Annotated in this window: 26 protein-coding genes; 5 read left to right on the top strand and 21 right to left on the bottom strand. The window is 37.1% G+C overall.

Annotated features, from left to right (window positions below; genetic code table 11):
• The 3 genes from tsaD to M902_RS12785 are packed head-to-tail and all read right to left on the bottom strand — an operon-like array spanning position 1 to position 3,453.
• Complete coding sequence (tsaD, locus tag M902_RS12795; protein ID WP_021268362.1) at positions 1-1,083, bottom strand: tRNA (adenosine(37)-N6)-threonylcarbamoyltransferase complex transferase subunit TsaD; 1,083 nt, start codon at positions 1,081-1,083, stop codon at positions 1-3.
• A gap of 45 nt (positions 1,084-1,128) precedes the next feature.
• Positions 1,129-2,463: an HD domain-containing phosphohydrolase gene (locus tag M902_RS12790; protein WP_021268723.1), complete on the bottom strand. Its 1,335-nt coding sequence runs from the start codon at positions 2,461-2,463 to the stop codon at positions 1,129-1,131.
• A 51-nt stretch (positions 2,464-2,514) separates the two neighbouring features.
• Positions 2,515-3,453, bottom strand: a complete 939-nt coding sequence (locus tag M902_RS12785; protein ID WP_021267978.1) for a calcium/sodium antiporter — start codon at positions 3,451-3,453, stop codon at positions 2,515-2,517.
• Positions 3,454-3,476: 23 nt separating this feature from the next.
• Here M902_RS12785 and M902_RS12780 point away from each other — a divergent pair, with 23 nt between their 5' ends.
• Positions 3,477-3,992 (top strand): hypothetical protein, encoded by a 516-nt coding sequence (locus tag M902_RS12780; RefSeq protein ID WP_021268173.1) that lies wholly within the window; start codon positions 3,477-3,479, stop codon positions 3,990-3,992.
• Here M902_RS12780 and M902_RS12775 read toward each other — a convergent pair.
• From M902_RS12775 to M902_RS12730, 10 genes are all read right to left on the bottom strand, one after another.
• The gene (locus M902_RS12775; RefSeq protein ID WP_021267778.1) at positions 3,961-4,935 is read right to left on the bottom strand and encodes a hypothetical protein; all 975 of its coding nucleotides are present in this window, start codon (positions 4,933-4,935) and stop codon (positions 3,961-3,963) included. The two genes, M902_RS12780 and M902_RS12775, sit on opposite strands and share 32 nt — an antisense overlap.
• Positions 4,932-5,954: a GHMP kinase gene (locus tag M902_RS12770; RefSeq protein WP_021268001.1), complete on the bottom strand. Its 1,023-nt coding sequence runs from the start codon at positions 5,952-5,954 to the stop codon at positions 4,932-4,934. The genes M902_RS12775 and M902_RS12770 overlap by 4 nt, the downstream gene beginning before the upstream one ends.
• Positions 5,947-6,459 (bottom strand): hypoxanthine phosphoribosyltransferase, encoded by a 513-nt coding sequence (hpt, locus tag M902_RS12765; RefSeq protein ID WP_021268379.1) that lies wholly within the window; start codon positions 6,457-6,459, stop codon positions 5,947-5,949. Before hpt ends, M902_RS12770 begins: the two co-directional genes overlap by 8 nt.
• Positions 6,460-6,476: 17 nt before the next feature.
• Positions 6,477-7,292 (bottom strand): uracil phosphoribosyltransferase, encoded by an 816-nt coding sequence (locus M902_RS12760; RefSeq protein ID WP_021268527.1) that lies wholly within the window; start codon positions 7,290-7,292, stop codon positions 6,477-6,479.
• Positions 7,276-7,938 (bottom strand): thymidine kinase, encoded by a 663-nt coding sequence (locus tag M902_RS12755; RefSeq protein WP_021268660.1) that lies wholly within the window; start codon positions 7,936-7,938, stop codon positions 7,276-7,278. The genes M902_RS12760 and M902_RS12755 overlap by 17 nt, the downstream gene beginning before the upstream one ends.
• 132 nt (positions 7,939-8,070) lie before the next feature.
• Entirely contained in the window at positions 8,071-8,742 is a 672-nt protein-coding gene (locus M902_RS12750) for a hypothetical protein (protein ID WP_040314823.1), read from the bottom strand.
• A 47-nt stretch (positions 8,743-8,789) separates the two neighbouring features.
• Positions 8,790-9,338: a hypothetical protein gene (locus M902_RS12745; protein WP_021268213.1), complete on the bottom strand. Its 549-nt coding sequence runs from the start codon at positions 9,336-9,338 to the stop codon at positions 8,790-8,792.
• Complete coding sequence (locus tag M902_RS12740; RefSeq protein ID WP_021268733.1) at positions 9,338-10,849, bottom strand: Gldg family protein; 1,512 nt, start codon at positions 10,847-10,849, stop codon at positions 9,338-9,340. Before M902_RS12740 ends, M902_RS12745 begins: the two co-directional genes overlap by 1 nt.
• On the bottom strand, positions 10,846-11,598 hold the full coding sequence (locus tag M902_RS12735) for an ABC transporter permease (protein WP_021268361.1): 753 nt from the start codon (positions 11,596-11,598) through the stop codon (positions 10,846-10,848). The genes M902_RS12740 and M902_RS12735 overlap by 4 nt, the downstream gene beginning before the upstream one ends.
• Positions 11,591-12,499, bottom strand: coding sequence for an ABC transporter ATP-binding protein (locus tag M902_RS12730; RefSeq protein ID WP_021267896.1), 909 nt, complete (start codon positions 12,497-12,499; stop codon positions 11,591-11,593). The genes M902_RS12735 and M902_RS12730 overlap by 8 nt, the downstream gene beginning before the upstream one ends.
• A 111-nt stretch (positions 12,500-12,610) precedes the next feature.
• Here M902_RS12730 and M902_RS12725 point away from each other — a divergent pair, with 111 nt between their 5' ends.
• Positions 12,611-13,588 carry a bifunctional oligoribonuclease/PAP phosphatase NrnA gene (locus M902_RS12725; protein WP_021268708.1) on the top strand — a complete coding sequence of 326 codons (978 nt, stop codon included), beginning with the start codon at positions 12,611-12,613 and terminating at the stop codon, positions 13,586-13,588.
• 6 nt (positions 13,589-13,594) lie between these two features.
• On the opposite strand, the gene M902_RS12720 is transcribed toward M902_RS12725, so the two are convergent.
• Positions 13,595-14,086, bottom strand: a complete 492-nt coding sequence (locus M902_RS12720; protein ID WP_021268121.1) for a hypothetical protein — start codon at positions 14,084-14,086, stop codon at positions 13,595-13,597.
• A 437-nt stretch (positions 14,087-14,523) separates the two neighbouring features.
• Here M902_RS12720 and M902_RS12715 point away from each other — a divergent pair, with 437 nt between their 5' ends.
• Both M902_RS12715 and M902_RS12710 read left to right on the top strand, forming a co-directional pair.
• Positions 14,524-15,177: a hypothetical protein gene (locus M902_RS12715; protein WP_084710569.1), complete on the top strand. Its 654-nt coding sequence runs from the start codon at positions 14,524-14,526 to the stop codon at positions 15,175-15,177.
• Positions 15,178-15,348: 171 nt separating this feature from the next.
• The gene (locus M902_RS12710; RefSeq protein ID WP_021268215.1) at positions 15,349-15,981 is read left to right on the top strand and encodes a hypothetical protein; all 633 of its coding nucleotides are present in this window, start codon (positions 15,349-15,351) and stop codon (positions 15,979-15,981) included.
• Positions 15,982-16,180: 199 nt separating this feature from the next.
• On the opposite strand, the gene M902_RS12705 is transcribed toward M902_RS12710, so the two are convergent.
• The 5 genes from M902_RS12705 to M902_RS12685 are packed head-to-tail and all read right to left on the bottom strand — an operon-like array spanning position 16,181 to position 21,350.
• Entirely contained in the window at positions 16,181-17,611 is a 1,431-nt protein-coding gene (locus tag M902_RS12705; protein ID WP_156979856.1) for a hypothetical protein, read from the bottom strand.
• Between the two features lie 38 nt (positions 17,612-17,649).
• On the bottom strand, positions 17,650-18,915 hold the full coding sequence (locus M902_RS12700; protein ID WP_021268686.1) for a TRAP transporter large permease: 1,266 nt from the start codon (positions 18,913-18,915) through the stop codon (positions 17,650-17,652).
• Positions 18,896-19,390, bottom strand: a complete 495-nt coding sequence (locus tag M902_RS16145) for a TRAP transporter small permease (RefSeq protein WP_021267802.1) — start codon at positions 19,388-19,390, stop codon at positions 18,896-18,898. The genes M902_RS12700 and M902_RS16145 overlap by 20 nt, the downstream gene beginning before the upstream one ends.
• 2 nt (positions 19,391-19,392) lie before the next feature.
• Positions 19,393-20,370 (bottom strand): TRAP transporter substrate-binding protein DctP, encoded by a 978-nt coding sequence (gene dctP, locus M902_RS12690; RefSeq protein ID WP_021268386.1) that lies wholly within the window; start codon positions 20,368-20,370, stop codon positions 19,393-19,395.
• A gap of 11 nt (positions 20,371-20,381) precedes the next feature.
• Positions 20,382-21,350 (bottom strand): TRAP transporter TatT component family protein, encoded by a 969-nt coding sequence (locus M902_RS12685; protein WP_156979853.1) that lies wholly within the window; start codon positions 21,348-21,350, stop codon positions 20,382-20,384.
• 350 nt (positions 21,351-21,700) lie between these two features.
• Here M902_RS12685 and M902_RS12680 point away from each other — a divergent pair, with 350 nt between their 5' ends.
• A complete protein-coding gene (locus tag M902_RS12680) occupies positions 21,701-21,892 on the top strand; it encodes a hypothetical protein (RefSeq protein ID WP_021268392.1) in 192 nt (63 codons plus the stop codon).
• 27 nt (positions 21,893-21,919) lie between these two features.
• Here the strand turns inward: M902_RS12680 and M902_RS12675 are convergent, their stop codons facing one another.
• Positions 21,920-22,414 (bottom strand): hypothetical protein, encoded by a 495-nt coding sequence (locus tag M902_RS12675; RefSeq protein ID WP_021268374.1) that lies wholly within the window; start codon positions 22,412-22,414, stop codon positions 21,920-21,922.
• Positions 22,411-22,692 carry a DUF167 domain-containing protein gene (locus M902_RS16140; protein WP_021267926.1) on the bottom strand — a complete coding sequence of 94 codons (282 nt, stop codon included), beginning with the start codon at positions 22,690-22,692 and terminating at the stop codon, positions 22,411-22,413. Before M902_RS16140 ends, M902_RS12675 begins: the two co-directional genes overlap by 4 nt.
• Positions 22,693-22,755 lie beyond the last annotated feature (63 nt).

Genomic DNA, 22,755 nt, shown 5'->3' with positions numbered 1-22,755 from the left:
CTAGGCCTTCCTATGTTCTTTCTTATTAATAAATCGTGATCTCGCATCGATACTTAGCGTGTCCGGATATTGAATACGACTACTATAATTTCTAAAAGCATAATTTGCGATCATGGCACCGTTGTCAGTACAGAATTTTGGCTGCACAAAATGCACTTGCTTATACTTTTCTTTTAAAACTTGTCTTAGATAGCTATTGCAAGCAACTCCACCTCCAACAACAATTGGAAGGTTATTAAATCCCTTCTCTTTTGCGGCCTCAAGGGCGTAGCGAAGTTTAAGCTTAAGAGCTGAAACAATGGCGTGCTGATAAGAAGCACAAATATCTTTAGTATCTTGATTGATATCTTCCGGCGACTTCACAAGATACTGAGGATTCTTATCAAGGAATGTTCTTAAAGACGTCTTCACTCCCGAAAAGCTTAGGTTACAATCTTTTGATGCCTTTAGGCCAATTGGGAATTCGAAGCGATTGATATCACCTTCTTTAGCAAGGTCATCAATAATACGGCCAGCTGGATATCCAAGCCCCATAAGCTTTCCACCCTTGTCATAGGCTTCACCTGCGGCATCATCAATTGTCGAGCCAAGAACTTCAATCTCATCACTTGCTGTCACAAGAGTGTAGAGACTATGTCCCCCGCTGACTAAAAGTCCTAAATATGGATATGAGACTTTCTCTGTCAGATGAATCGCTTCAAGGTGAGCAAAGAGGTGGTTTACTGCAAAGAGATCAACTTTCTTTAAAAGAGAAATTGTCTTAGCAGCATTAAGTCCCGTTAAAAGTGGCCCAAGAAGCCCTGGAAAAGTTGTCACGCCAACAAGGTCGATATCTGAAAGATTCACACCCGCCTTAGCAATTGTTTGCTTAATAAGAGGAGCTAGCTTTTCAAGGTGATTTCGTGAGGCAATTTCTGGAACAACACCGCCCCATTGAGCAAGCATTTGTTCTTGAGAAAATAACTCAAAGGCCAACACTTCAGGAACCTCACCTAGAGAAATCTTATCAGGATCTCCTTTGAGAACTGCAACTGATGTGTCATCACAACTTGTTTCAATACCTAAAATATATTTAGTGGCCACGAAATATTCCGATCTTACGAGTAAATAATAAGATGCACCCTATCATTATTTTAAGATTTTATCGACAATTTTGATGATTTTTTCAAAGTGATCCTGTCCGAAATGATCCGCTAAGTACTGATAAATTGAACGGTTTTCGTCGAGGTTGTAGTTGCGCAGCTCTATTTGCTTAGCAAGCTCATGGGCGACAATAAAGACGGCCGTTAGTGGCTTGATTTGATTGGCATATAATCCACGAGGAAAACCTGAACCATCTGGCCTTTCATGATGATTGATTAGAATCTCATACATATTCTGATCAGTTAGGCCTTCCTTCTCAAGTATCTCACTCATTAAGCGGCCATGTCCCAGAACCACATTCTTATCATAATCAGACAACTCCGCCTTAAGTAGCTCTTCTTGGGAAGAAATACGGGCCAAGCTTTCATCTTCAAGAAGAAGATCGTGAAACACTGATGTACGGATTATGGTTTCTATATTATCTTTTTTCCCCCATGCTAGCTGCTTTAAAATCTCAACCCCAAAGAGGCTTGTCAGATAGCAGTGGTCATAGAGGTAGTTAGTCATATTCTCGCGCTCTTTTAAAAGGGCCTTAAGCTTAAGACTTCCCTGCGAAAGTTTTGAAATATTTGAAACATAGCTATCTACCACAGTGCTCGTTCCAGTGCTAATTCCGTAGCGGCCAACCAGACGCTTAAGTGTCATCATAGACTTTTGAGCAATATCTAAGTGCTCAGCTGGAGTGGAAGGGTCATATTTTAAAAATGAAACCTCTCCGGCCTTCTTCACGTATTCATCAATATCGTCTTTATTTATATAGAGATAATTAATATCACGATCGAGGTAGCTTTCAATTTGAGAAATTGTGAATGTGTCTCCGCGATGAATAACTTTTACAAATTTTGAATCGCTAAGTTTTACGTAAGTATCACAAATGGCCAGTGTACCTCTAAGGAAGTACTCAGTGTTGATCTTCTTATACGCACTACTGGATTGAACAAAAGTCGAAATCCCACCAAGTTGTGTTAAGAGTTTTTCAAATTTAACAAATGAAAATGGCTTTGGCAGATGCTCTCTTTTCTTGTGATAAGTAATATCTCTTTCAAAATTAATAAATTCTGCTTCCGTATAAGAAGTAATGATAAGTGATGGAATATTACAATCAATCGCATCACAAAAAGAGAAGATATCTTCATCCCCTTCTCGGAAGTAATCAGAAATGATAAGCTTATAATTTTTAGATGACTGAAGCTTCGCCTTTAATTCCTTAAAGTTAGAAACACGAACGACATTCACACCTTGGAAAGCGTTCTCAATTCCCAAGACATAAATATCACTAAGTTCAAAATCTGGTTCGGCCACTAATACGTTAAAACTCATAGAGGCTATTTTAACACTTCCATGGTTATAAACTAGAAGGAACTTTGTGCTTTAGCGTACCCAGTAAAGAACCATGGCGATATAACAGCTTAAAAAGATAGCGCCAGCAATACGATAGAAGGCCCTTTTTGCAAAACAAAGTACGAGTAAAAATAGTGCCGCAAATATTAGAGCAGACATCTCAGGTATAAAATTTTCTGCAATTTTAATTTTGTAAAATACCAAACTTCCTAGAACAAAAGCGGCATTGAAAATATTTGAACCGATAATATTTCCAGTGATAATATCCGAGTTCTTCCCCTTCTTGCTTGTCATGATGGCCGTAACAAGTTCAGGAAATGAAGTTCCAAAGGCAACAAAGATGGCCGAAATAACATAGCTCGAAATTCCAAACTCGAGAGCGACGGCCGTACCACTCTTAACAAGTAGCTCCCCCCCACCATATAAAAGAGCAAATCCAGCAAAGAGATGAATGATTTCTTTTGGCCCAACTTTCTCTTCCTGACTTTGAGGCTGCTTCTGGTCTCCAAGGTGAGCACGATCCTTTTTCATAGAAGCGAATGTATCCCATAGATAGAAGGCCATAAATCCAATAAGAAGAGCACTTCCCCACCAATAAACTTGATCTTGTAGAAGAACAAGCGCAAGAATGGCCGTAAGAGCTAGATGTAGCAGGAGCTGTTTCTTAATCTCTTTCCCAGAGATAAAAAGTCGGCCCATAAGGCCAGATACACCTAGAATCAGAAAGAGGTTTGCAATATTTGAACCCACAATATTTCCCAGGGCAATACCCGGCTCACCGCGATAACTTGCCAACTGAGAAACAAAGAACTCTGGAAGAGATGTTCCGAAACCAACAATCAGGAGTCCAATAACAAGTGGTGATAATCCAAGGGCCAGTCCAATCTTTTCTGCAGATTCCAGAGCGAACTCTGCACCATAATAAAGCATAACAATAGCAAGAATTAATAACACAACTTGTAAAACCATATTTTATTTCCAATAATTAGCTTATGACTAATTCAAATAAGACATCTAATAAAAGTCTCAATGACATTTTTTCTAAGTTTAACAAAAAGACATTCAAATATCTAAATATTTCGACATGCTTGATTGCGGATACCTTTGTCGCTTTTTATCTTTATTTAGTTTACGCTAACCCGAAGACCTATCACGAAAGCTTCAAAATTGCTTATCAATCACTAAGACTAGTTGACCCAAGTATTGCAGATGGAATTAAGGATCCAAATTTTCAAAATCAGCTTATTCAACTGATGATCCAAACAGTGATTTCAATTATTTGTATCTACCTTATCATTCACTTTATTGTTTATATATTCCGAATCTATAATAAGAAATTTGCTTACGGCTATATTAAACTCTATGCCTGGACAGGAGGAGTTCTCATGACAATTACAGCGCTCTTCAACCTTGAAACACCAAGGGTTGCCATGTTTTTAATTCCTGGATTACTTCTACTCTTTAACGCACTGGGATTTAAGCACGAGAGTCAAATGAAGGAAGAATAAAGTTTGTTAAGTGAGGAAGGGTCCAATCTGGCATGCTACGAGCTTGCCCCTTAGCTTTTTGTAGCCCACAAACTGCTAGTAAGAATGAATCAAAGGCCCTTACATTCTTTACAATAACCTCTAGGTCATTGTCGTAAATAAAGATTCCCAATTTATTTTCAATCTTTTTAACAATATCAAGGCGGGCCTCAACTCCAAGATCAAGATCCGTTAGGTTTTGAATATTCTTTTTAAGAATGATTCGACTCTTTAGTAATTCTAGTAGAATTAGATTCACATGCCCTTCATAGAATTGGCACTCTTCAGGAAAGTGTCTCTTCATATAAGAAAAACGTGAAAGCATCATAAGAGATGTATTTCCAAATGAATCGAAAGTTGTATTAAATAGCTCTAAGAGTTGGTCGTGGTAAGAACACCAAATCCAAAAATCAAGTGAGCGATTCCAATAAGGAATAAAGCCTTTCTTAAGTCTTCTCTTAAAAGATTTAGAAAGCATAAAGTCATTTGAGTCTTTTCCGAATGTGTCGCGATCAAAGTGAGTGAGGTCCTCAAAATTTCTTTTTCGTTCATACTCTTTTGGACTCGATTCTTCCATCTTGCGATCCATCTCTAGGATTGATGCAATATCTTCGCGAACCTTCTGCACGTCTCCTACAGGACACTTCGCAACTCCAGGGCACTTAAGATCACAGTTATGACAAGGAGGCTTTGAAAGTGGAAAATCGATAATAACATGCTCAAGGTTATACTTATCAATCCACTGGTTGAGGATATCGTCACCATCCTCAACATCTTCATCACGAACTTCGTCTTTTACATGAAGAATCGACTTAAGAAACCAGCGTCCGCTTCCCTCGTGGTGATCAAGAAGACAGAAGAAGAAATTATCTCTTCGCCCACCCTTCATTGAAAGTCCTGCTACACGATTGAAGCTTAAACTCATAATGGCTTCTCTACACTAAACTCTAACACCTGCATATCTTTTGCACGTGAGAGCTCTTTTAAAACTTGGGCCTTATGTTGAGGTCCATGTGCAAGTAAGAAGCATCCGCCTCCACCTGCTCCACATACCTTCATTCCAATAACCAAATCTTTTTCACGTAATTTATTATAGACCTCACGCATATCATCTGTGACGATACCTGAGAAAAGTTTCTCTCTTTGGACACCTTCTTGGCAAAGCATTCCGAGGAAGTCATCGTACTCACCATTTCGAATTGCATTGTAAGCACTAAAAGTCAGATCACGAATTTTCCCAAGCCCTTCTCTTACACCATTTTGGTTATCAAAGAAGTCTTTATAAACTTGCCAATTATTAATTGCCGACAGTCTAAGTTGTCCCGAGTACACAAGTGTTAAGTGTGACTCCACAAAGGTTTTAAACTCTTCATTGTAAAGTTGCTCAACTTCAATACAACTATTTGTCGCTATTAATGCAAGCACGCCTCCGTAAAGAGCAGGATAGTAATCCTGGTATCCACATGGGCCCTTATTTAAAATCTTTGCCTCAATATTTTGAACTGTATTAATCGCAATTTGACGATCAAACTCAATACCAGCGTATTCACATAGTGCTTTATAAACAGTTACTCCCATTGATGATGAACCACCAAGGCCTGCCCCTGGAGGAGAACCTGACTCAGTAGTTAAACGAATACCTGTTGTTAACTTAAAGTGATGAAGGATTTGAGCAAGAAAAGACAGTGGTCCAAAAGTATCACTATCAAAATCTTCATATGTAAAATCAACGCTTGAGTGTCTAGTAACAGAGTCGTAATCTATTGAAACAAACTCAACACCTTCAAATTCAATCTCTTCAACCATAACCTTGGCCTTAAGAGAGGTTGCAAGGTTTAGAGTTATTGTATGTCTTAAAACCTGATTTAGTGGAACGATATCAAGTGTTCCACCAAGAAGGTCAACGCGAACTGATCCTTCGGCTCTAGCAATCTTATTATCCATTATAAATTCCAATATACGGAAGCTCTCGGTAGCGGCCATCAAAATCAAGTCCGTAACCGATAACAAATTTATCTTCAATCTCAAAACCGAGGTAATCGATTTCAACATTATGTTGTGTTTTAACTTTCTTATGTAAAAGAGTCGCTAATTTAATTGTCTTAGGTCCTCTCTCTTTTAACATCTTAGTAAGCTCACTAATTGTTAATCCAGTGTCCACAATATCTTCCACAAGAATCACATTCTTATCTTTGATATCGACTTTAATATCTTTGGTGATTGAAATCTTTCCAGTACTTTCAGTCCCCTTATAAGAGCTCGCTCCAATGAAATCAAAATATACAGGAGAATTCATTTGGCGAATGAGGTCGGCGACGAAGATGAAAGCACCGTTTAAAACTCCAATGACGACAACCTCCTCTCCTTGAAAGTCTGAATCAATCTTAGCGGCTAATTCTTTAATTCTTTCATTAATTTTCTCTTCAGAGAAATAAGTTTCGATTGCCATGAGTTCTTCCTTAATTCCTATACAAATGAATTATTTAAAATTTCTCCAACGCCACCTGCGCCAGGAACAATATACTGTTTTCCAGTAAGGCCAACTTCTTCATCCCACAAAGTCCCTGGGGCCGTCTTTAAGACGTGATCAGGAGATAATCCACGATCCAAGCGTAGAGCATAGATCTCAACATCTGGATGATCTTTTTGCATTCTCTTAATATACTCAGGAGTGACGATAAGATTAAGTGAAATATACTTAAGAGCACGCCCCTTAATTTTGTCTTTATAGTGATTAATCGCAAATGACATTGAACCACCAGTGGCCCCCATTGGATCAGGAAGAAGAACGATAGCGTTCTCTTGTCCACCACCAATCTTTGATCCTGAAACATCAACACCAATCACCTGTTCGTTCTCATCAACCTTACGTTGAACATAGAAATGATCTTGACGTATAAGCTCTGGATTTAAAAAATAGTTTAAGTTTTCAAAACAAACGTGACTTGGAAATGTTCCGGCCCGAGCAAGGTCAACACATAGAACAGGTTGGTCCCTCTTTATAACTTCTTGCTTAAAAATTGCCTTATCAGTGAGCCCGGCCATTCGAGATCGAACCTCAACAACCTCTTTTGGAAAAGAGTTTCCAAGTACTGATTCAAGAAGAATAAAATAGAGTTTGTGGATTAAATGATTTAATTCCGGCTGAATCACACCTTCACTGGAAAAGCGCGCTAATAAGCTTTCAGCAAGAGGATTGGAGAGAATAAAAACATTCTCTCCATATTTGTGTTCGATTTGACTTATTTTGTAATGATTCGAATTTTTAGATTGTGTTTTCATTATTCAATTTCACCTCGCCAATAGAGTTTACCTCTTTTAGGCCTCCAAGTGAAATCGAAAATGCCTTAACATCTTCATCTTCTTCGTAGTAATCAAAGTGAGCACGACAACGTGCTTCGTAAAGATCAGCTTCACCTACTAAAACTGTTTTTGAATTGTCAGTTGGTAGTCTGTATGACTTCGAAGCAGGTGCCCCACAAACAGTACAGATCGCTTGAATCTTCATCACATCATCAGCAATGCATAGTAACTCAGGCATTGGACCAAATGGCTTTGATTTGAAATCCTGATCTAGGCCAGCACAAATAACGCGAATTCCACGACGTGCTAACTTCGAAACAACCTTAATAATTGTTGCATCAAAGAATTGAACCTCATCAATGGCCACAATACGAGTTGAATCATATACCTTCTGTAAGATTTCAACAGCGTCTTTAACTGGTTCAGCTTCCACGTGTCTCTCTGAATGACTTACGACATTCGTTTTGTGATAGCGATCATCAATAACAGGTTTGAAAATTTGAACTTTTTGACGAGCAATTTGTGCTCTAGTTACTCGACGGATAAGCTCTTCCGTTTTTCCAGAAAACATTGGGCCGCATACGACTTCAATGCCACCAGTTGCGTGTGCGTGACTTGCGTACATTGACTTAAACTCCTCTTAATGTCAGATATTTTTTGTGTTGTGTCTCTATATTCTATTATGACGGCCGGGCCAGTTTTAGGCCACTTACATCTTCTTTCAAAACTGGAAGGCAACGCGCTCAACGCGTAAAGACTAAATAAAGCTTATCATCAACATCAGGTACATCATCATAAAGAGCATGAAGCCTACAATGAGTAAAATCGGAGACATAAGAATAAAGAAGCTCTGCACAAATGAGAAGCGCAGGTTATAACGCAGTCCAAAGTATAGGTAGATTGCCTGAGAAATAAATTTTAAAAAATCTCCAAAGATTGGAATAATTAAGAAGAAGTTCCCAACTAACGCACCTGCAATTACGTCTTCTAACTCAATATCCTTTAGGTCTTTATCAAAGAGACTAGCAAATATTGTGATAATCAGACGCCAAAACTTTACAAATACCCAAGCAGAAAGTGGAAAGAACACGACTTTAAATAGTGTCGAAAAGAGAAAAAGTTTTTGTTGGAACTCACTCGAAGAAAAAACAGCGGGTAAATATCCATCTTCGGCCATCTTGCCTGCTAAATTAATTCCAATATGAATTTGTGCTAAAGAGTAAAGGCCATAGATAAAAACAAATGGCCAAGAAGCTAGAGCGAAGTCAGCGAATTTTAAATTAATTCCGCGCTCACTCTCCTCTTTTACGATCTCAAAAAGCCTAGCTTCTTTAATACGATCAATCTCTAATCTATGCTCAGCAATATTTGAGTTCACAAGTTTAGGGTAAAGAAGATATTTAATGTATTGAATATATATTTCTAGCACGTCTTTATTTTAATCGAGTTCCTAATAAATTGAAACTAGGCAATGACCTACTTTTTCAGTTCAGTAAAGAAGAACTCTTTTGGTGTTTGTAAAACTTCACGAAATTTCTCGTATGGAATACTTGAGCGATCGCGATTCTTATCCTTTGCATCTGCTGGGAAAGCCGTTTCAAAGCGAGCAATAAGCCACGTCGTCTTTGCACCATCTACAACCGCCAAATAAAATGATTGATTTAATTCAATCTTTTTGCCCACCATGAAGCTAACAATTTTACCATTAGCAAAATTAAATGTGATAGTCTCTGCCCCATCAAACTTTAATAAGTCCTCGTTAACCTCTTCACTTTCAAGTATTCGATCAACCTTTAGCTTCTGAAGTTCATCGTAAAAAAGATTAAGATTTTCCTCAATTGCGTCTTTAACAATAATAGTATTTCCGGCGACACTAATTGAATTAATTTTTCCATAAGTTGAGAAACTTAGAATACTTCTTTTTTGATTTATTAATGCCACTTCTTTTTGTTCATCTTTTTCAACTAAGAAGTAAGCTGCAAATATTGAAAGAACTAATATGATAAAGAGATAACGATTCTTCATTAAGCTGAAAATTTCCTTCTCTGGAAAAGAACCAGAGCAATGACAAGGTAAGCAAGAGGCAGAACAACAATCGAAAAGTAAAAGATCACTTTCTTTTCAATATCTGAAACTAAAAGTGGAACCTCTTTAAACACCACTGAATTAAGTGAAGTTAATTGTCCTTGACCTGATAACCAGTGATAAAGGTTTGAAATATACTTAAAGTTACTTTGGTAGCTAAAGAATTTATTAGAAATAAAGGCCGAGTTCCCAATGGCCACCATTGCTGGTACACCATCTCTTGTAATTGCCGCTGCCATATCAATAGGCCCTTCAATATCTTCACTATCTTTTTTTACATCCCCTGCAATTACAGAGATCATCTTCTTCTCCGCCCAGCTCTCTGGAGTGGATGTAGCTAAAGCGTGATAATTCCCTTGTTCTTCTTGTGAAAGAGTTGATGAAATTGATGCGACAAGAGGAAAGAAAACTCTCTCTTTAAAATCAGAGTTAATATTTAAAGAATCAAAACGAGAAATAATTGGCGCTGTTCCCTTTGATGACTCAAGCCCATTTACTGGATCCATCACAATATCATTTGCTATATTAAGACCATTTGAAGAGAAGAACTTCTTAAGATTTGGAAGTTTCTCACCATGAAAATTTGGCATTAACGCAGCAAAAATACGCCCACCATTAAAATAGTAGTTTTCTAATTTTGAAATATCTTCCTTTGAAAAATCATTCGTAGGCTCAAGTATTGTGAAGACATCACATGATTTAGGAATTTCATTTGCTTTAAGAAGGTCCACTATATTTAAGCGATAAGCAGATTGCTTTAATACGTGTAATAGTCCTGTAAAACCGTTGTCAGAACTATCTTGAAATTTTGCATTATAGTTAAAACAGATTGCAGGATCTTTATCTCTTTCAAGACGAATTAGGCCATTGGTAATTCCTAATTCTAAGATTCGAGTCACCACGACTTTCTTAAGCTCTTCACCATTCTGCTTTGCTAAAACAATTGAAGGTGAAACTGTTACTCCATACTGAGCAATCATATCTGGCCTTAACTCTGGGTCATAGAATTTTGTCACAATTGATGAATTTTGATTTTTATAAAGTTCAAGAAGAGAAAGAATGGCATTCTTTGAGTCTTTATTAGAAAAGACCACCATCTCAACCTTATTATCAATTTTCTTTACTGTCTTTACAGTAAGTTCAGAAAGAGTATTGAGTTGCCTCTTGCTTAAATCCCAAATTGGCCCGCGTTTAAAGACAATTAGGTTTAAAACAGCAAGGATACAAAATAGTAAGAAGAACGCGGTAAAATTAGAAAGAAGATTCTTTCCAAAGGTACTCCTTACAAAATTTCTAATTTCTTCAAGATGAAAGTAGAAAGTTAGCAGCGTTAGGCAAAGAGCGATAATAAATGTCGCACCAACTAAGAATATATGCTCAGGGATGATAAGAAATAAGAAGCAAGCAATTAAATAGAAAATTGCACATAGGCTTAGGGAAATCTTTTTCATTTTCTAACCCCCAAGTTGCGAATGCCAATGAAACTAAAAAGGCCAATAAAAGAGAATATATAAACTAAGTCAAAGCTTGAAACTGCTCCTCTAGCGAAATAGAAGATATGTGAACTGAAACTAAAGTATCTCATCATGGCCTGAATCATTTCATTATCAATAACATTCGAGCTTGCATAAACAATTAAGAAAGAAAATAGTGCACCAAATGAAATAACAATAGATGCAATATAAGATCGACTCAATAACGAAGCATTAAGACCAACAATTAAGTAGCATAAACCTAGGCCGTAAATTCCCAACATATTTGTAAATAAAATAGCAAAGTCATTAAAGCCTTTTGGTGCTAAGAAAAGTGGAATAATAAAGATTGGTAAGGTAATAAAAATGAGCTTTGTAGCAGCGGCCAAATACTTAGCAAAGAAGATTGAGTCATCTGTTAAGTTTGAAAGCTTTAAGAGTCCAAAAGTATTTTCTCTCTTCTCTTTAACGAATGCGCCCATCGTAAGCATTGGAGCGAAGAAAAGTAGAATAAAATTGAGTGCTGAGAATGTCGGAGCAATCACAAAGTCTACTATTGTCTTATTAGTTAACTGTGGGGCCATTTGTAAATTATTATAAAAGATTGCAGACATAATAAAGTTTGAAATGGCCGCAAAGATATAAATAATTGGCGAAGAAAAACTTTCGCTAATTTCTTTCTTATAAATAAGTTTAATGCCTTTAAGGAGTGGAAGTTTCTTATTCACGAATCTCCTCCTTCTTTGCGGTTAGCTTCTTGAAAATATCCTCAAGCCCAACTTTGATATTTTGTTGCGATAAGATAGCGAGATCATTTTGAGCAAAGTATTTTGAAAGAGTAATTCTTAAATCACTATCTTGAGTTTGCCCACTAAATTCGTAAATGCCATCCTTATTACTAAAGTTTATTCCCATCTCTTTTAGGCCCTGAAGCTTGTCTTCATCAACTGACTCAAACTCTACTTCAACTCTTTGAGAGACCTCAAGTTTCTTCTCAATATCTTTAATTGGCCCGTGAGCAACAATGACTCCTTCGTGTAAAATTGCGATATCATCACATATTGAAGCAAGGTCACTCAATTGATGAGAAGAAATAAAAATCGTATGATCTTTTGAAAGCTCTTTGATCACATCTTTAATTTGTATAATGGCATGGGGATCAAGTCCAACAAGTGGCTCATCTAGCACAAGAAGCTTTGGGTTGTGGCAAATTGCCGCAGCAATCCCTACTTTTTGTTTATATCCTTTGGATAAATTTTCAATTCTTTGGTGTGCTACTTCTTTAAGTCCACACTTTTCGATGACTTCCTCAATTGCATAAGTATTATCTGCAATTTGGTAAATTTCTTGGACAAATTCTAGAAATGGCCTAACGCACATATGACGATATAAAGCAGGCTCTTCCGGAAGGTATCCAATCGTAAGCTCACTATCTTTAGTAAGGCCACCAGTTGTATACTCCTGCTCTTCAAGAATAATCTTCATAAGGGTCGACTTACCTGCACCATTTGGCCCAAGAAATCCTAAGACACCTTTTCGACCGATTGTGAGATTCACCCCTTTGAGAACATCTTTACCAGGAAATGTTTTTCTAATGTCCGACAACTCTACAAGGTTATTGTCACTCATTCTATAAGTCCTTAAATTAAAAATCCTTCTTTAAAATCCTAACAAAAAATGAAACAATAAGAAAAGTCTTAAAATTTAATCATTTACCTAACTCTGCCGACTAGGATAAATATGACCAGAAATATAGATCGCTTCAAAAAGCTTATTGAAAAAGCTAATAATATTGTTATTACAACTCACATCTTTCCAGATGCCGATGGTATTGGAAGTGAGATTGCCCTGTGCATGGCCTTAAGAAAATTAGGTAAGAATGCAATTTGTATTAACGAAGAAAAATTATTCGATCGCTATCGCTACCTAGATCCAGATGGTGTGATTACAAATTACAATGATTCAAAAGACTACTTTGATAAAATCGATCTATTTATCGTAACAGATACTAACGCTCTTCCAAGAATTGGAAAGAATGTACAGGAGCTTGTTTTAAAATCAAGTGAGCTTCTATTCATTGACCATCACCCTTGCCCAAAAGAGATCGCGGCCATTCATTGTGTGGATTCAACTAAGGCAGCTACAGGTGAGTTGGTTGGAGAACTTATTGAGGCGCTTGGAGTAAAACTTGATAAGAAAATGGCCTTGGCCCTTTATACTTCAATTATTATCGATACAAGTTCGTTTAGGTACCCTACAGTAACAGGTAACACTCACCGAATTGTCGCCAAGCTCATGGATACAGGGATCTCGCCTCCACAAGCATTTAATCAAATCAACGGTGTTAAACAAGTTGAGTATATGAAGCTAATTGGAAAGGTACTCTCATCCTGTCAAATGAGCCCAAATGGTAAGGTCGCTTGGATTTCTTTAACAGAAGAAGAGATTGAAAGCTTTGGTTGTGAAACTGAGGACACGCATGGCTTTATCAATCACCTTCTTATTCTTGAAGGAATTGAAGTTGCTTGTATGTTTAGAGAAGTTGGCGATAAGGTTAAAATTTCATTTCGCTCAGTTAATCAGACTGTAGATGTTGGTGTCATTGCACAGGCCCTTGGAGGTGGAGGTCACAACCACTCTGCAGCGACAATCATTGATGGAAACCTTGCTAAAGTTATTCCAGAGGTCATTGAAAAAATTGAATTAATGATTGAGTAGTAGGCCCTATTGATTCAGAATTTTTGCCAGAACATCTCTTTCCTTATCAGAGAAATTAAATGCACCTGCAGTTAACACACCCTTAAGCTTTTCTTGAGTTGCCGGATCTTTTGGATCATTCTTTGCTATATCACCAAATGGCTCACCTTCTGGAGTAATCTTCACTTCCGCCTTTGTTGCCTCTTCGATTACCTCTGCTTTCTTTTGCTCTTGAGAAGGCGTTGGTGCCGGAACCTTTGGTAGTTTTTGAGCCTGCTTACTCGCCTTATGATCAGCAATAGCAGCTTTCATTTTCTCTTCTTTTTCTCTTTTGTGATTTTCGATCTTTGCTTTAATTTCACCGCGACTAAGCTCAGAAGGCTTTTCCAGGCGTACTATCTTTTGTCCACTATTTGATCGAGAAGAGATTGAATCCGAAGAAACCTCATTGCGAATAACCCTTTTTGTTGTCGGAGTTGAATTCGTTCGTAAATTTGTTCTGTCACTTAATAATCTCACCCTTCTATTTTAACCTTTTCCATCATGGGATGTTAGGTGGAAAATTTCGTGAGGTCCCCTCTAATCAGACAAGGTTTCGACTAGTTAGCAAGGCGGTGTCCATTTTTTACGGCAGTTTTCAAAGTAAAACTCTCAAGTAGCCCACAAGATTTTCACCCTCAAAAAAAAACATCGACACCTCACCTAACCTTTTAAAATCACTGACGAAGTTTTCAAAAAATTTACACTTTTTTCAAAAAAAGTTAATTCTGGCCAACATCACCTTGTTTAAATTCTTGATTTCTTCATAATGCATTTATCGAAATTGAAGAGAGAACGATTTGTGGTCTTTGTCGTACGTCAGTGGAGTTCAATTAGTTGTAAAAGAGCACAAGCCTTCAAAGAGACTTCTATTAAAAGGAAAATTATTAATCAATAGAAAGTCATTTGAGGTAATTATGAAAAATTCTGTAGTATTTAAGCAATCGAAACTTTTAATCACATCTGCACTTATGACCCTGTCGCTACTAACGACGTCATGTGGTTCAGGAGACAGTTCTAAAAACTTAGACATTCCAGGTGTTGATGGCCCAACAGTTGTCCTTTTAGGTGATGATATCTTAGTTGATATCGTTCTAGAAAACATTTCTGTAGAAGGTGGTGCACGTTACAACATCCCTAACTACAATAACTCTTATGTTGAGATATCACCAGACCTTCAATCAAGCGGTACACTACTTGCGTTTTCTGTATCGTTAGATGATATTTTTGGAGACAAAGTTGATCGTTTAGATCCACTTACACTACCAGGTGGACGTGCCATCCCAGGTGTTTCTGGTGGTGCCCTTCCAGCTGTTGCTTTCTCAGTACCAAGTATTAAGAATATTGCTTTTTACGTAGGTCCACAAATCTTTGGTATTTGGGTACCAGTAAATAAACTTAATATGGCAGGAGCAATGCTTACAACTCGTTTCTACACAGGTAGTAAGAGAGTTGGTAACCTTTCACTAGTTGGTGAAGACGAAAATGGTGAAAACGGTGGTTTCTTCTTAGCACTAACAGTTTCAAGTTCACAAGAGAGAAAACTTGAAAAACTTGCTGATAGATACTAATTAGCGGCCCAAAACTTTCTGTAATATCTGACCAAAACATTCTATACAGGAAAAATACCCCTAGGAATCTAGGGGCTTTTTTTTCTTCAAAAAAAATTAAGAACCCCTTCATATCTGTCGATAGATGAACATACGAGAGAATTTTTTCCTATAAACTAGTGAGGTATGGATATGGAAATCACATTAAGAAAAAGACTACTGACAGTCATTGCTCTACTAAGCTTCTCTTTCTTCTCTGTTTCATGTGGAGAGGGAAATGTTGACATCCCAGGTGTTGATGGACCAAATGTTAATCTTCTAGAAGATAATGTTGTTGTTTCAATGGTACTTGAAGATGTATCAATAATGGCAGGTGCTACTTACAAAGTACCAAAGTACAAGAAGTCATTCATCGGACTTAACCCTAACCTTGAAGGTGCTGGTTCAGTTCTTACTTTTACAGTTTCACTTGATGATATCTTCTCATCAGATGTAAACAGACTAGACCCTAAAACTCTTCCTGGTGGACGTATGATCCCTGGTGTAGCAGCAGGTGCTCTACCTGCAGTAGCATTTACTGTAGAAAAAATTAAAAACATGGCATTCTATGTTGGTCCAAAAGTTTTTGGTATTTGGGTACCACTACATAACTTTAACCTTTACGGATTTGCATGGACAAAATCATTCAAAGCTGGTGACAAGAGAGTTGGAAATATCTCACTATTTGGTCAAGATGAGAATGGTGAAAACGCAGGTTTCTTCCTAGCTCTATCTGTTAAATCAGCATACGAGAAGAGACTTAAAAAACTAAGTCGTAAATACTAAGCATCTGCAAAATTGACTGGCTTAGGCCAGTCTATTGTTTGCAGTGCTAGCTCCCCTGCTCTTTAGCTAGACAATAGGAGCGAAATCGAGGGTTCAAGCCCGAGCAGTTCGACTCAGGAGCAATGGGAAAATTAAAGCACAAAAACAAGGCCCGCTTAAAGCGGGCTTTTTTTATGTTCAAAAGTATCGACGTACCGATCTATTCAGTTTGAGTAACCCATATCTTCCATCTAAACTTTGTCTCTTCATTATTATCAAGAACAATCTTAATAGGACGACTTCTCCCCTCGAGATCATTAATAACAAAGAATTCATTACCTAGAATACTTGTCATATTATAGAGACCTTGATGAAGGTTATAATCGATTAGATACTTAATAAAAGTTAAACTCATTGGAGCTTGAAGACTTCCTAAATTATCAATTCTCTTCATTTTAGAAAGTTGCTTTCTTGTTTGATAACTTCTTAACGAACCATTGAATCTCTCAAGAGTCTTCTTTGAAAACTTATAATCATTCTTAAAAGAAGTCATGGCAACTTCTGTCTGCTTCTTTGACTTCTCATAATTTAAGACGGCCGTTTCGAATGCAGAAAAAACAATTTCCTTAACAGGTTCTGGCTTCTTTGGTTCTGGCTTAGGCTTTCTGACAATCTTAATCGTCTTAATATCAACAGTCTTTACAACTTTAGGCTTTTTAACTTCAACCTTGGCAACGATCTTTGGCTCTTGCTTAACAACTTTTTCTTCAACGAGAGTAATTCCTTTCTCATCAAATTCACGTAGAGAACCAAACCAGAATACCTTTAGATCATCCTCATCTTTTAAAGCAGTACGAATTATTTCAGCACTCTTATTATCAATGGCAACCTGATCCTTAGTTAATTCTTCATAGCGAGAAAAACAAGCTTCTCCCTTCCCTCTAGCATTAATGATTTTATAAGCACTAGTCGTTAGAATTTCTTTTTTAATTTCTTCAACGTTAATCGCAGATAAGTAATAATCTTCTTCGCTACATAAGCTTTGAATTTCACTTTTAACAAATTGGCAGCTTTTAATAAGTGAAGACTTACTATCCCCACCAAAGCTCTTATTTAAAATTTTAACTAAGCTAGGGTGGTAATTGACCAAGTCAAAGCGACGATCTGTTTGTAGCTTGATTGGGTACTTCCCCCAGTCCACAATATCTGGAAAATAATCTGAGACCCTTTTAATGAAGAGCTTCATATCTTTTGACTTTGGTTTACATGACTTAAAGATACCATCATAATTTAGAGAGCAGCTTTTTTCATCACCTAATTGGTAAAGAGCAATGCTCGACTGACGATAGAACTCGTATAAGCTAGCAATACTTGTTAAACGAACAAGATAGCGCATATACTCAATATTCTCGGCCATTTCATGCTTTGAGCAAGCAAAGTTTGGATAGATATAGCGATCAAATTCTTGTGTTAAATCAAAGATAGCAGGCTCAAGCATTTGGCTAAAGTAAGTACGGCCAGTTACCTCATCTAAGAATTCTTGTTTTTCATTTTGATAATCAATAACTAATCTTGGATCCAGTGGACCTTCATAAATCTCAAAGTCCCACTCACCCTTTTTTACATCTAGGGCAGAGGCTGAAAATCCCAAGGCTAAAATTTGTAAGTATTTAAAAATATTCATCCTCTTTATTTTACCCAGATAAGACTAAGAGCAGGAACATAGGTAATAATGGCCAAACAAATTAGTAAAATAAAGAGGAATGGCAAGGCCGAGCGATATAGTTCAGTAATAGGTCTTTTAAATCGAATCGAACTAATGAACAAGTTAATCCCCACAGGAGGAGTGATATAACCAATTTCTAAATTTGTTAAAAAGACAATGGCCAAGTGAATTGGATGAATATCAAACTCTTGCGCCAGCGGTAAGATAAGTGGGACAACTACAATTATCGCACTAAAAATGTCCATTAAACTTCCTACGATTAGGAGGAAGATGTTCAAAAATGCTAAGAAAGCATATTTATTCGTAAGGATATGATTGAAGGCACCAAATAATTGATTTGGAATCTCTTCATCAACTAAGAAATTTGTTAGTCCAAGTGCACAGCAGAGGATTATGAGGATAGCACCTACCATGGTCATTGAGTCCACAACAATTTTTGGGACATCTTTAGTAAAGCTAAGATCACGGTAGACAAAGCACTCAATCATTAAAATATAAAATGCAGTAAAGGCGGCAGCTTCAGTTACTGTTACAACCCCACCGTAAATTCCTACAAGAACTGCCGGTACTAAAAATAACTCAAAGGCCGCACCTTTAAGTCCAACTAAAACCTCTTTTAGATCAAACTTCCCTTTTTCACTATTCTCTTTTGGGGCCTTTAAAATTGAATAAATTGCAAGTCCAATAATAAGAAGCATCCCTGGCACAATTCCAGCTTTAAAGAGTTGATCGATATCAACACCAGCTACAATTCCATAAAGAATAATTGGTAAGCTTGGCGGAAAGAGTAGCCCTAAAGATCCCGAAGTCGTGATAAACCCCATCGTGAATTTATCATCATGGCCACGATTCATAAGAATCGGATAAATAAGTCCACCAAGCGCAACGATTGTTACCCCACTTGCCCCAGTAAAGGCGGTAAAGAAGGCACAAAGTACAAGTCCTACAATCGCAACACCACCAGGCATCCAAGAAAGAAGTGCATTTGTGAAACGAAATAATCTCTTTGGTGCATTTGATTCAGCAAGTAAATAACCTGCAAAGGTGAAAAGTGGAATCGTTAAAATTGTTGGAGCAGATGCCAGCCGGTAAATTTCAACAGAAACTGCCGAAGGCTCTATACCACTGTGAAAGAATGCAGCAAGTGCAAGTCCGCCTAGAACGACAAATAAAGGCACTCCAATTAGTGCCAAAATAAGTGCGGCAATACTAATTGCTATGAGGCTCATACTCTTCCTTAAAATTCAAAAAGGCCAAGATCGTACGAAAGAAGATCAAAGCGAATCCACATGGAATAATTGCAACTAAAACAGATGAGTGTAGACCAAGTGAAGTTAAATTTCCAAATTGTTTTTCAACATTATAGAACTGAACACCTGAGGCAATGAGCCAAGTTGTTCCCACAATAATACATAATTGTGTCAGCTTTCTTAAAAAGAATAAAGAACGATACTTACCTTCACTCTCCAAGTATTTTGGTAGAATTTCGATTGAGATATGCCTCGACTTACCACTAGCAAGAGCTGCTCCTAAGAAAGCAAGAGCAAAAACCAAATGGCGAACAATAGGATCGACCCAAGAAAAAGAAATATCAAACCAACGCAAGATAATGGCAAAGACACTTAGTCCTAGCATAACAGCAACGTTGACTACAACGAGCCAACCAACAACCTGATCTGTAACTTCTTCTACTTTTTGTATCATACTTACTTCTGAGCTTTTAAGCTCTTTTCTAACCTCTGATAAGCTTCTTCAGAGAATAGCTTTCCCTTAAGTTTTTTAATTGTTACTTCACGAACTTCATGGCCACGCTTGATATCTGCTTCACTGAATTTAACAAATTCAACACCTGATGCCTTCATTAGATCGAGAGCATCTTGATTATCTTTTTCATTCGTTGCCTTTACAAGATCAATATACTTCTTAGAAATCCTAAGAACCTTCTTTTGATTTTCAGGTGAAATCTTTTTAAATACCTTATCATTAACTAGAAACGCCCCAACAGACATTGTTAGAGGGAAATCGATTAGGTACTTTACTTTTGTATTCCATTGCATTGAAAGAATCGCTAATGGCGGGGCATAAGCCGCCTCAATAATACCAGTAGAAAGTGATGAGAGAACATCTGGAAGAGGAAGCTGAACTGATACAAGCTTCATTTCTTCTAGAATTGTTTCGACTAATGGATCCCCTTCCCAAGACCAAATTTTTACACCTTTAAGACTGTCGATTGAAGAGATCTTTGTTTTTGAAACAAAATAAACCATTCCAATATCAAAGAAGCCTAGATTAACAAAATTACTTTCATTAATTTTCTTATTTAAAAAAGGTGTTAAGTCATCAAGAGTTTTAAGGGCCTTTTTGCGATTATGAAAAAAGTTAAATGGAATTTCAACAACACGTACATCGCCGTTGATATCACCTAATGTCTTTGCAGTAAAAACACCACCGTGAAGTTGACCAACTCGAATCTTTCTTAAAACATCAGGCTCGTCTCCTTGTGATCCACCAAAGTAGAATTTCACTTTTACTTCACCATTAGTTTCTTTTTTAATGGCCTTTGCCATCTTCTTTAAATTCTTCGCCCAATTCGTTCCTTCGGGAGTTAGAACACCAACTTTCAAAGTCAGGGCCATAACATTAGTCGTTAATAATAGAATTAGTAGTGCTTTCATTTTTGACATAATTTTTCCAATTAGAAGATCTCGTCTTCTAAGCCTTCAATTATTTCTAATCTCTTACGTGCAATTAAATTAAATAGGTTATTGTAATCAACTTTTGGTAGTTCAACTTTTCCACCACTCCAATAAGTTGACTCCATATTTTCTCTGTTAAATTTATTCATTTCTAACTTTTGCACACGGTAAATATTTTCTTCAAACATAGGTACTGCATAGAATTGAATATACGAGAGTCTAACGAGCATATTATTTGGCCACTTTTGGATGGCCTCTTCAAATAAGCGTTTGCCTTTAATTGGATCCCCGCCGAGACCACGTGGTCTTGAAGCTGCATAAGAAGCATTGAAGATATCACAAGCCCCTTGAGCAAGGTTAGCATTCTTCTCACATGACCAGTCATACATCACTTTTGCAAGAGGCAGATAAGCTACGGCACGCATATTATCTCTTTGAAGATTAATAATTGCGGCAAGTGTTTGTCCTGTATAGAAAACACCTTCAATATCTGTGGCATCATCGCTGAAGTTCTCATTTAATAATTTTTGAAATTCCTCAGGCGATGAAATATAGCGAGTAAAATCAAAATCTTTGAAACCCTTCACTTTAAAAAATAGAGCTGAGTATTTAAGAGCACGTGTGTAGTTTGCTAATGCACTTGTGCGATACTTTGAATTTGATCGTTCTTGTAATTGATCCTTAAGATAGTAAGTTTCGTCAATGGCAAATGCCTTACCACTATAGGCCTTCATTAGAGTTACAATGAATTCAGGATTTTCTCGATCAGCAGCGTAAAGGTTTTCAACTAATTTAATATTGCTATTAATTGTCGACTCAAATAAGTCCCAATTATCTTCAGTAAAAACGGCTTCAGATGTTTCAAAAATCATATCCCCCATCTGATTCGTGGCAACTTTCTTGATACTTGAGCAAGAAACTAAATTTATGAACAATACCACCACTGCCAATATTTTTTTGCGATTCACGGCCCATCCTTATAATTAATATAGTAGTAATTTGCCTTATCTATTTAGTAATTACAAGTGGTTAATGCATTTTCATTGACGCCCAAATCCCTTAGTGATAGCTGTGTTGCACCATTTCTAACCTCGTGATATAATTGGAAAATATTTGGAAAGGCTTAATTTCTAGCGAGATTGTGCCGAGTAGATATTTAAGTTATTAAACTTTGTCACGGAGTGACCATTGAGAGTAGTTTTTCTACGAGTAGATGAACTACTTACCTAATCGGATTTGAGTTCTGGAGTCTCTTGAATCTTATTACGATTAAGGTAAGTGATTTTTTAACCTTTAATCGTTTAATAAGGAGATGGAGATGTCATCACAAGAAACATCTAATGAAAAATTATCGTCTAATACTAACAACAGCGTAATTGGGCAAATTAAGCAGCAGACTCTTCGTAAGTCAGCTTCACTTAAGCCAAGAAAATCACTTTTAAAAGTGAGAAGCTTAAGACCAACTCGCGCAGTTCTTGGTAGAACAGCAACTCAAGAAGACGCGGAATAAGAAATAAGCTTACAGCTTTCTTCCTACTTATCTTCTCTTGCGGTTTCGCTTAGGCGAAATTAGCTGCTTGTCGTACGTAGCTTTTAAGCTACGTAGAGTTTCCTCGCGTATCTCTTCTAATTTCTTTAGCCTTTCATCATGTAAATGGTTTAGGTAATTCTTTTTGGCAATGAATAAATTATTGATATAAGTAACCTGAAAAGCTCTTAGCTCTCGGTAGCATAGATCTTTCTCTATCTTCGTTAACTTATGCTGACTCGATTCGATATCCTTATGATCTAAGACAAATGTCGAGTAATCCCCAGAACAAACACCTTTTTTAAGCTCAACATACTTATCAATTTCCTTTCTGATGACCTGAGTTTTTGTCACATAATCCTTTGGTGGGATATTCTTCACCTCTTCGATTTTTGCGTACATGGCCTTACTCATCTCTTTTTCAGATGGAGTCTCACCTTTTTCTGCTTGAGCATAAATAGTCAGAGTCGGTATGAATAAAAGAGTCATTAAAACTGATTTCAATTTAGGGCCTTCTTTATCTTTGATAAGTAATATTCACTATCTTTATTATGCGCAAAGACGAAGCTTATGGCCATTTTTTTAAACTTCGATTGAAGCCCAAAGGTAAGTTGAACCTGATTTTTCGCTACGCCAAATCTCTTTGCAACAAGCTTTACAATACCGGCGTTGGCCTTACCATCCTCTGGTGGTGATTGAGTGCTGACAATAAGTTGTCCAGTTTCAGCAACACTTACCTTTTCAACTTTTGCACCAGGCTTCGCCCAGACTTCAACCTCCAAAACCAATTCTTCTTCACAACTTGAAATAGTAGTGAAGTTTAATTTTTTTGAATGTAGAAAATC

Source organism: Bacteriovorax sp. BAL6_X, assembly GCF_000443995.1.
Taxonomy (GTDB): Bacteria; Bdellovibrionota; Bacteriovoracia; order Bacteriovoracales; family Bacteriovoracaceae; genus Halobacteriovorax_A.
This window is presented reverse-complemented; position numbering and strand designations above follow the sequence as displayed.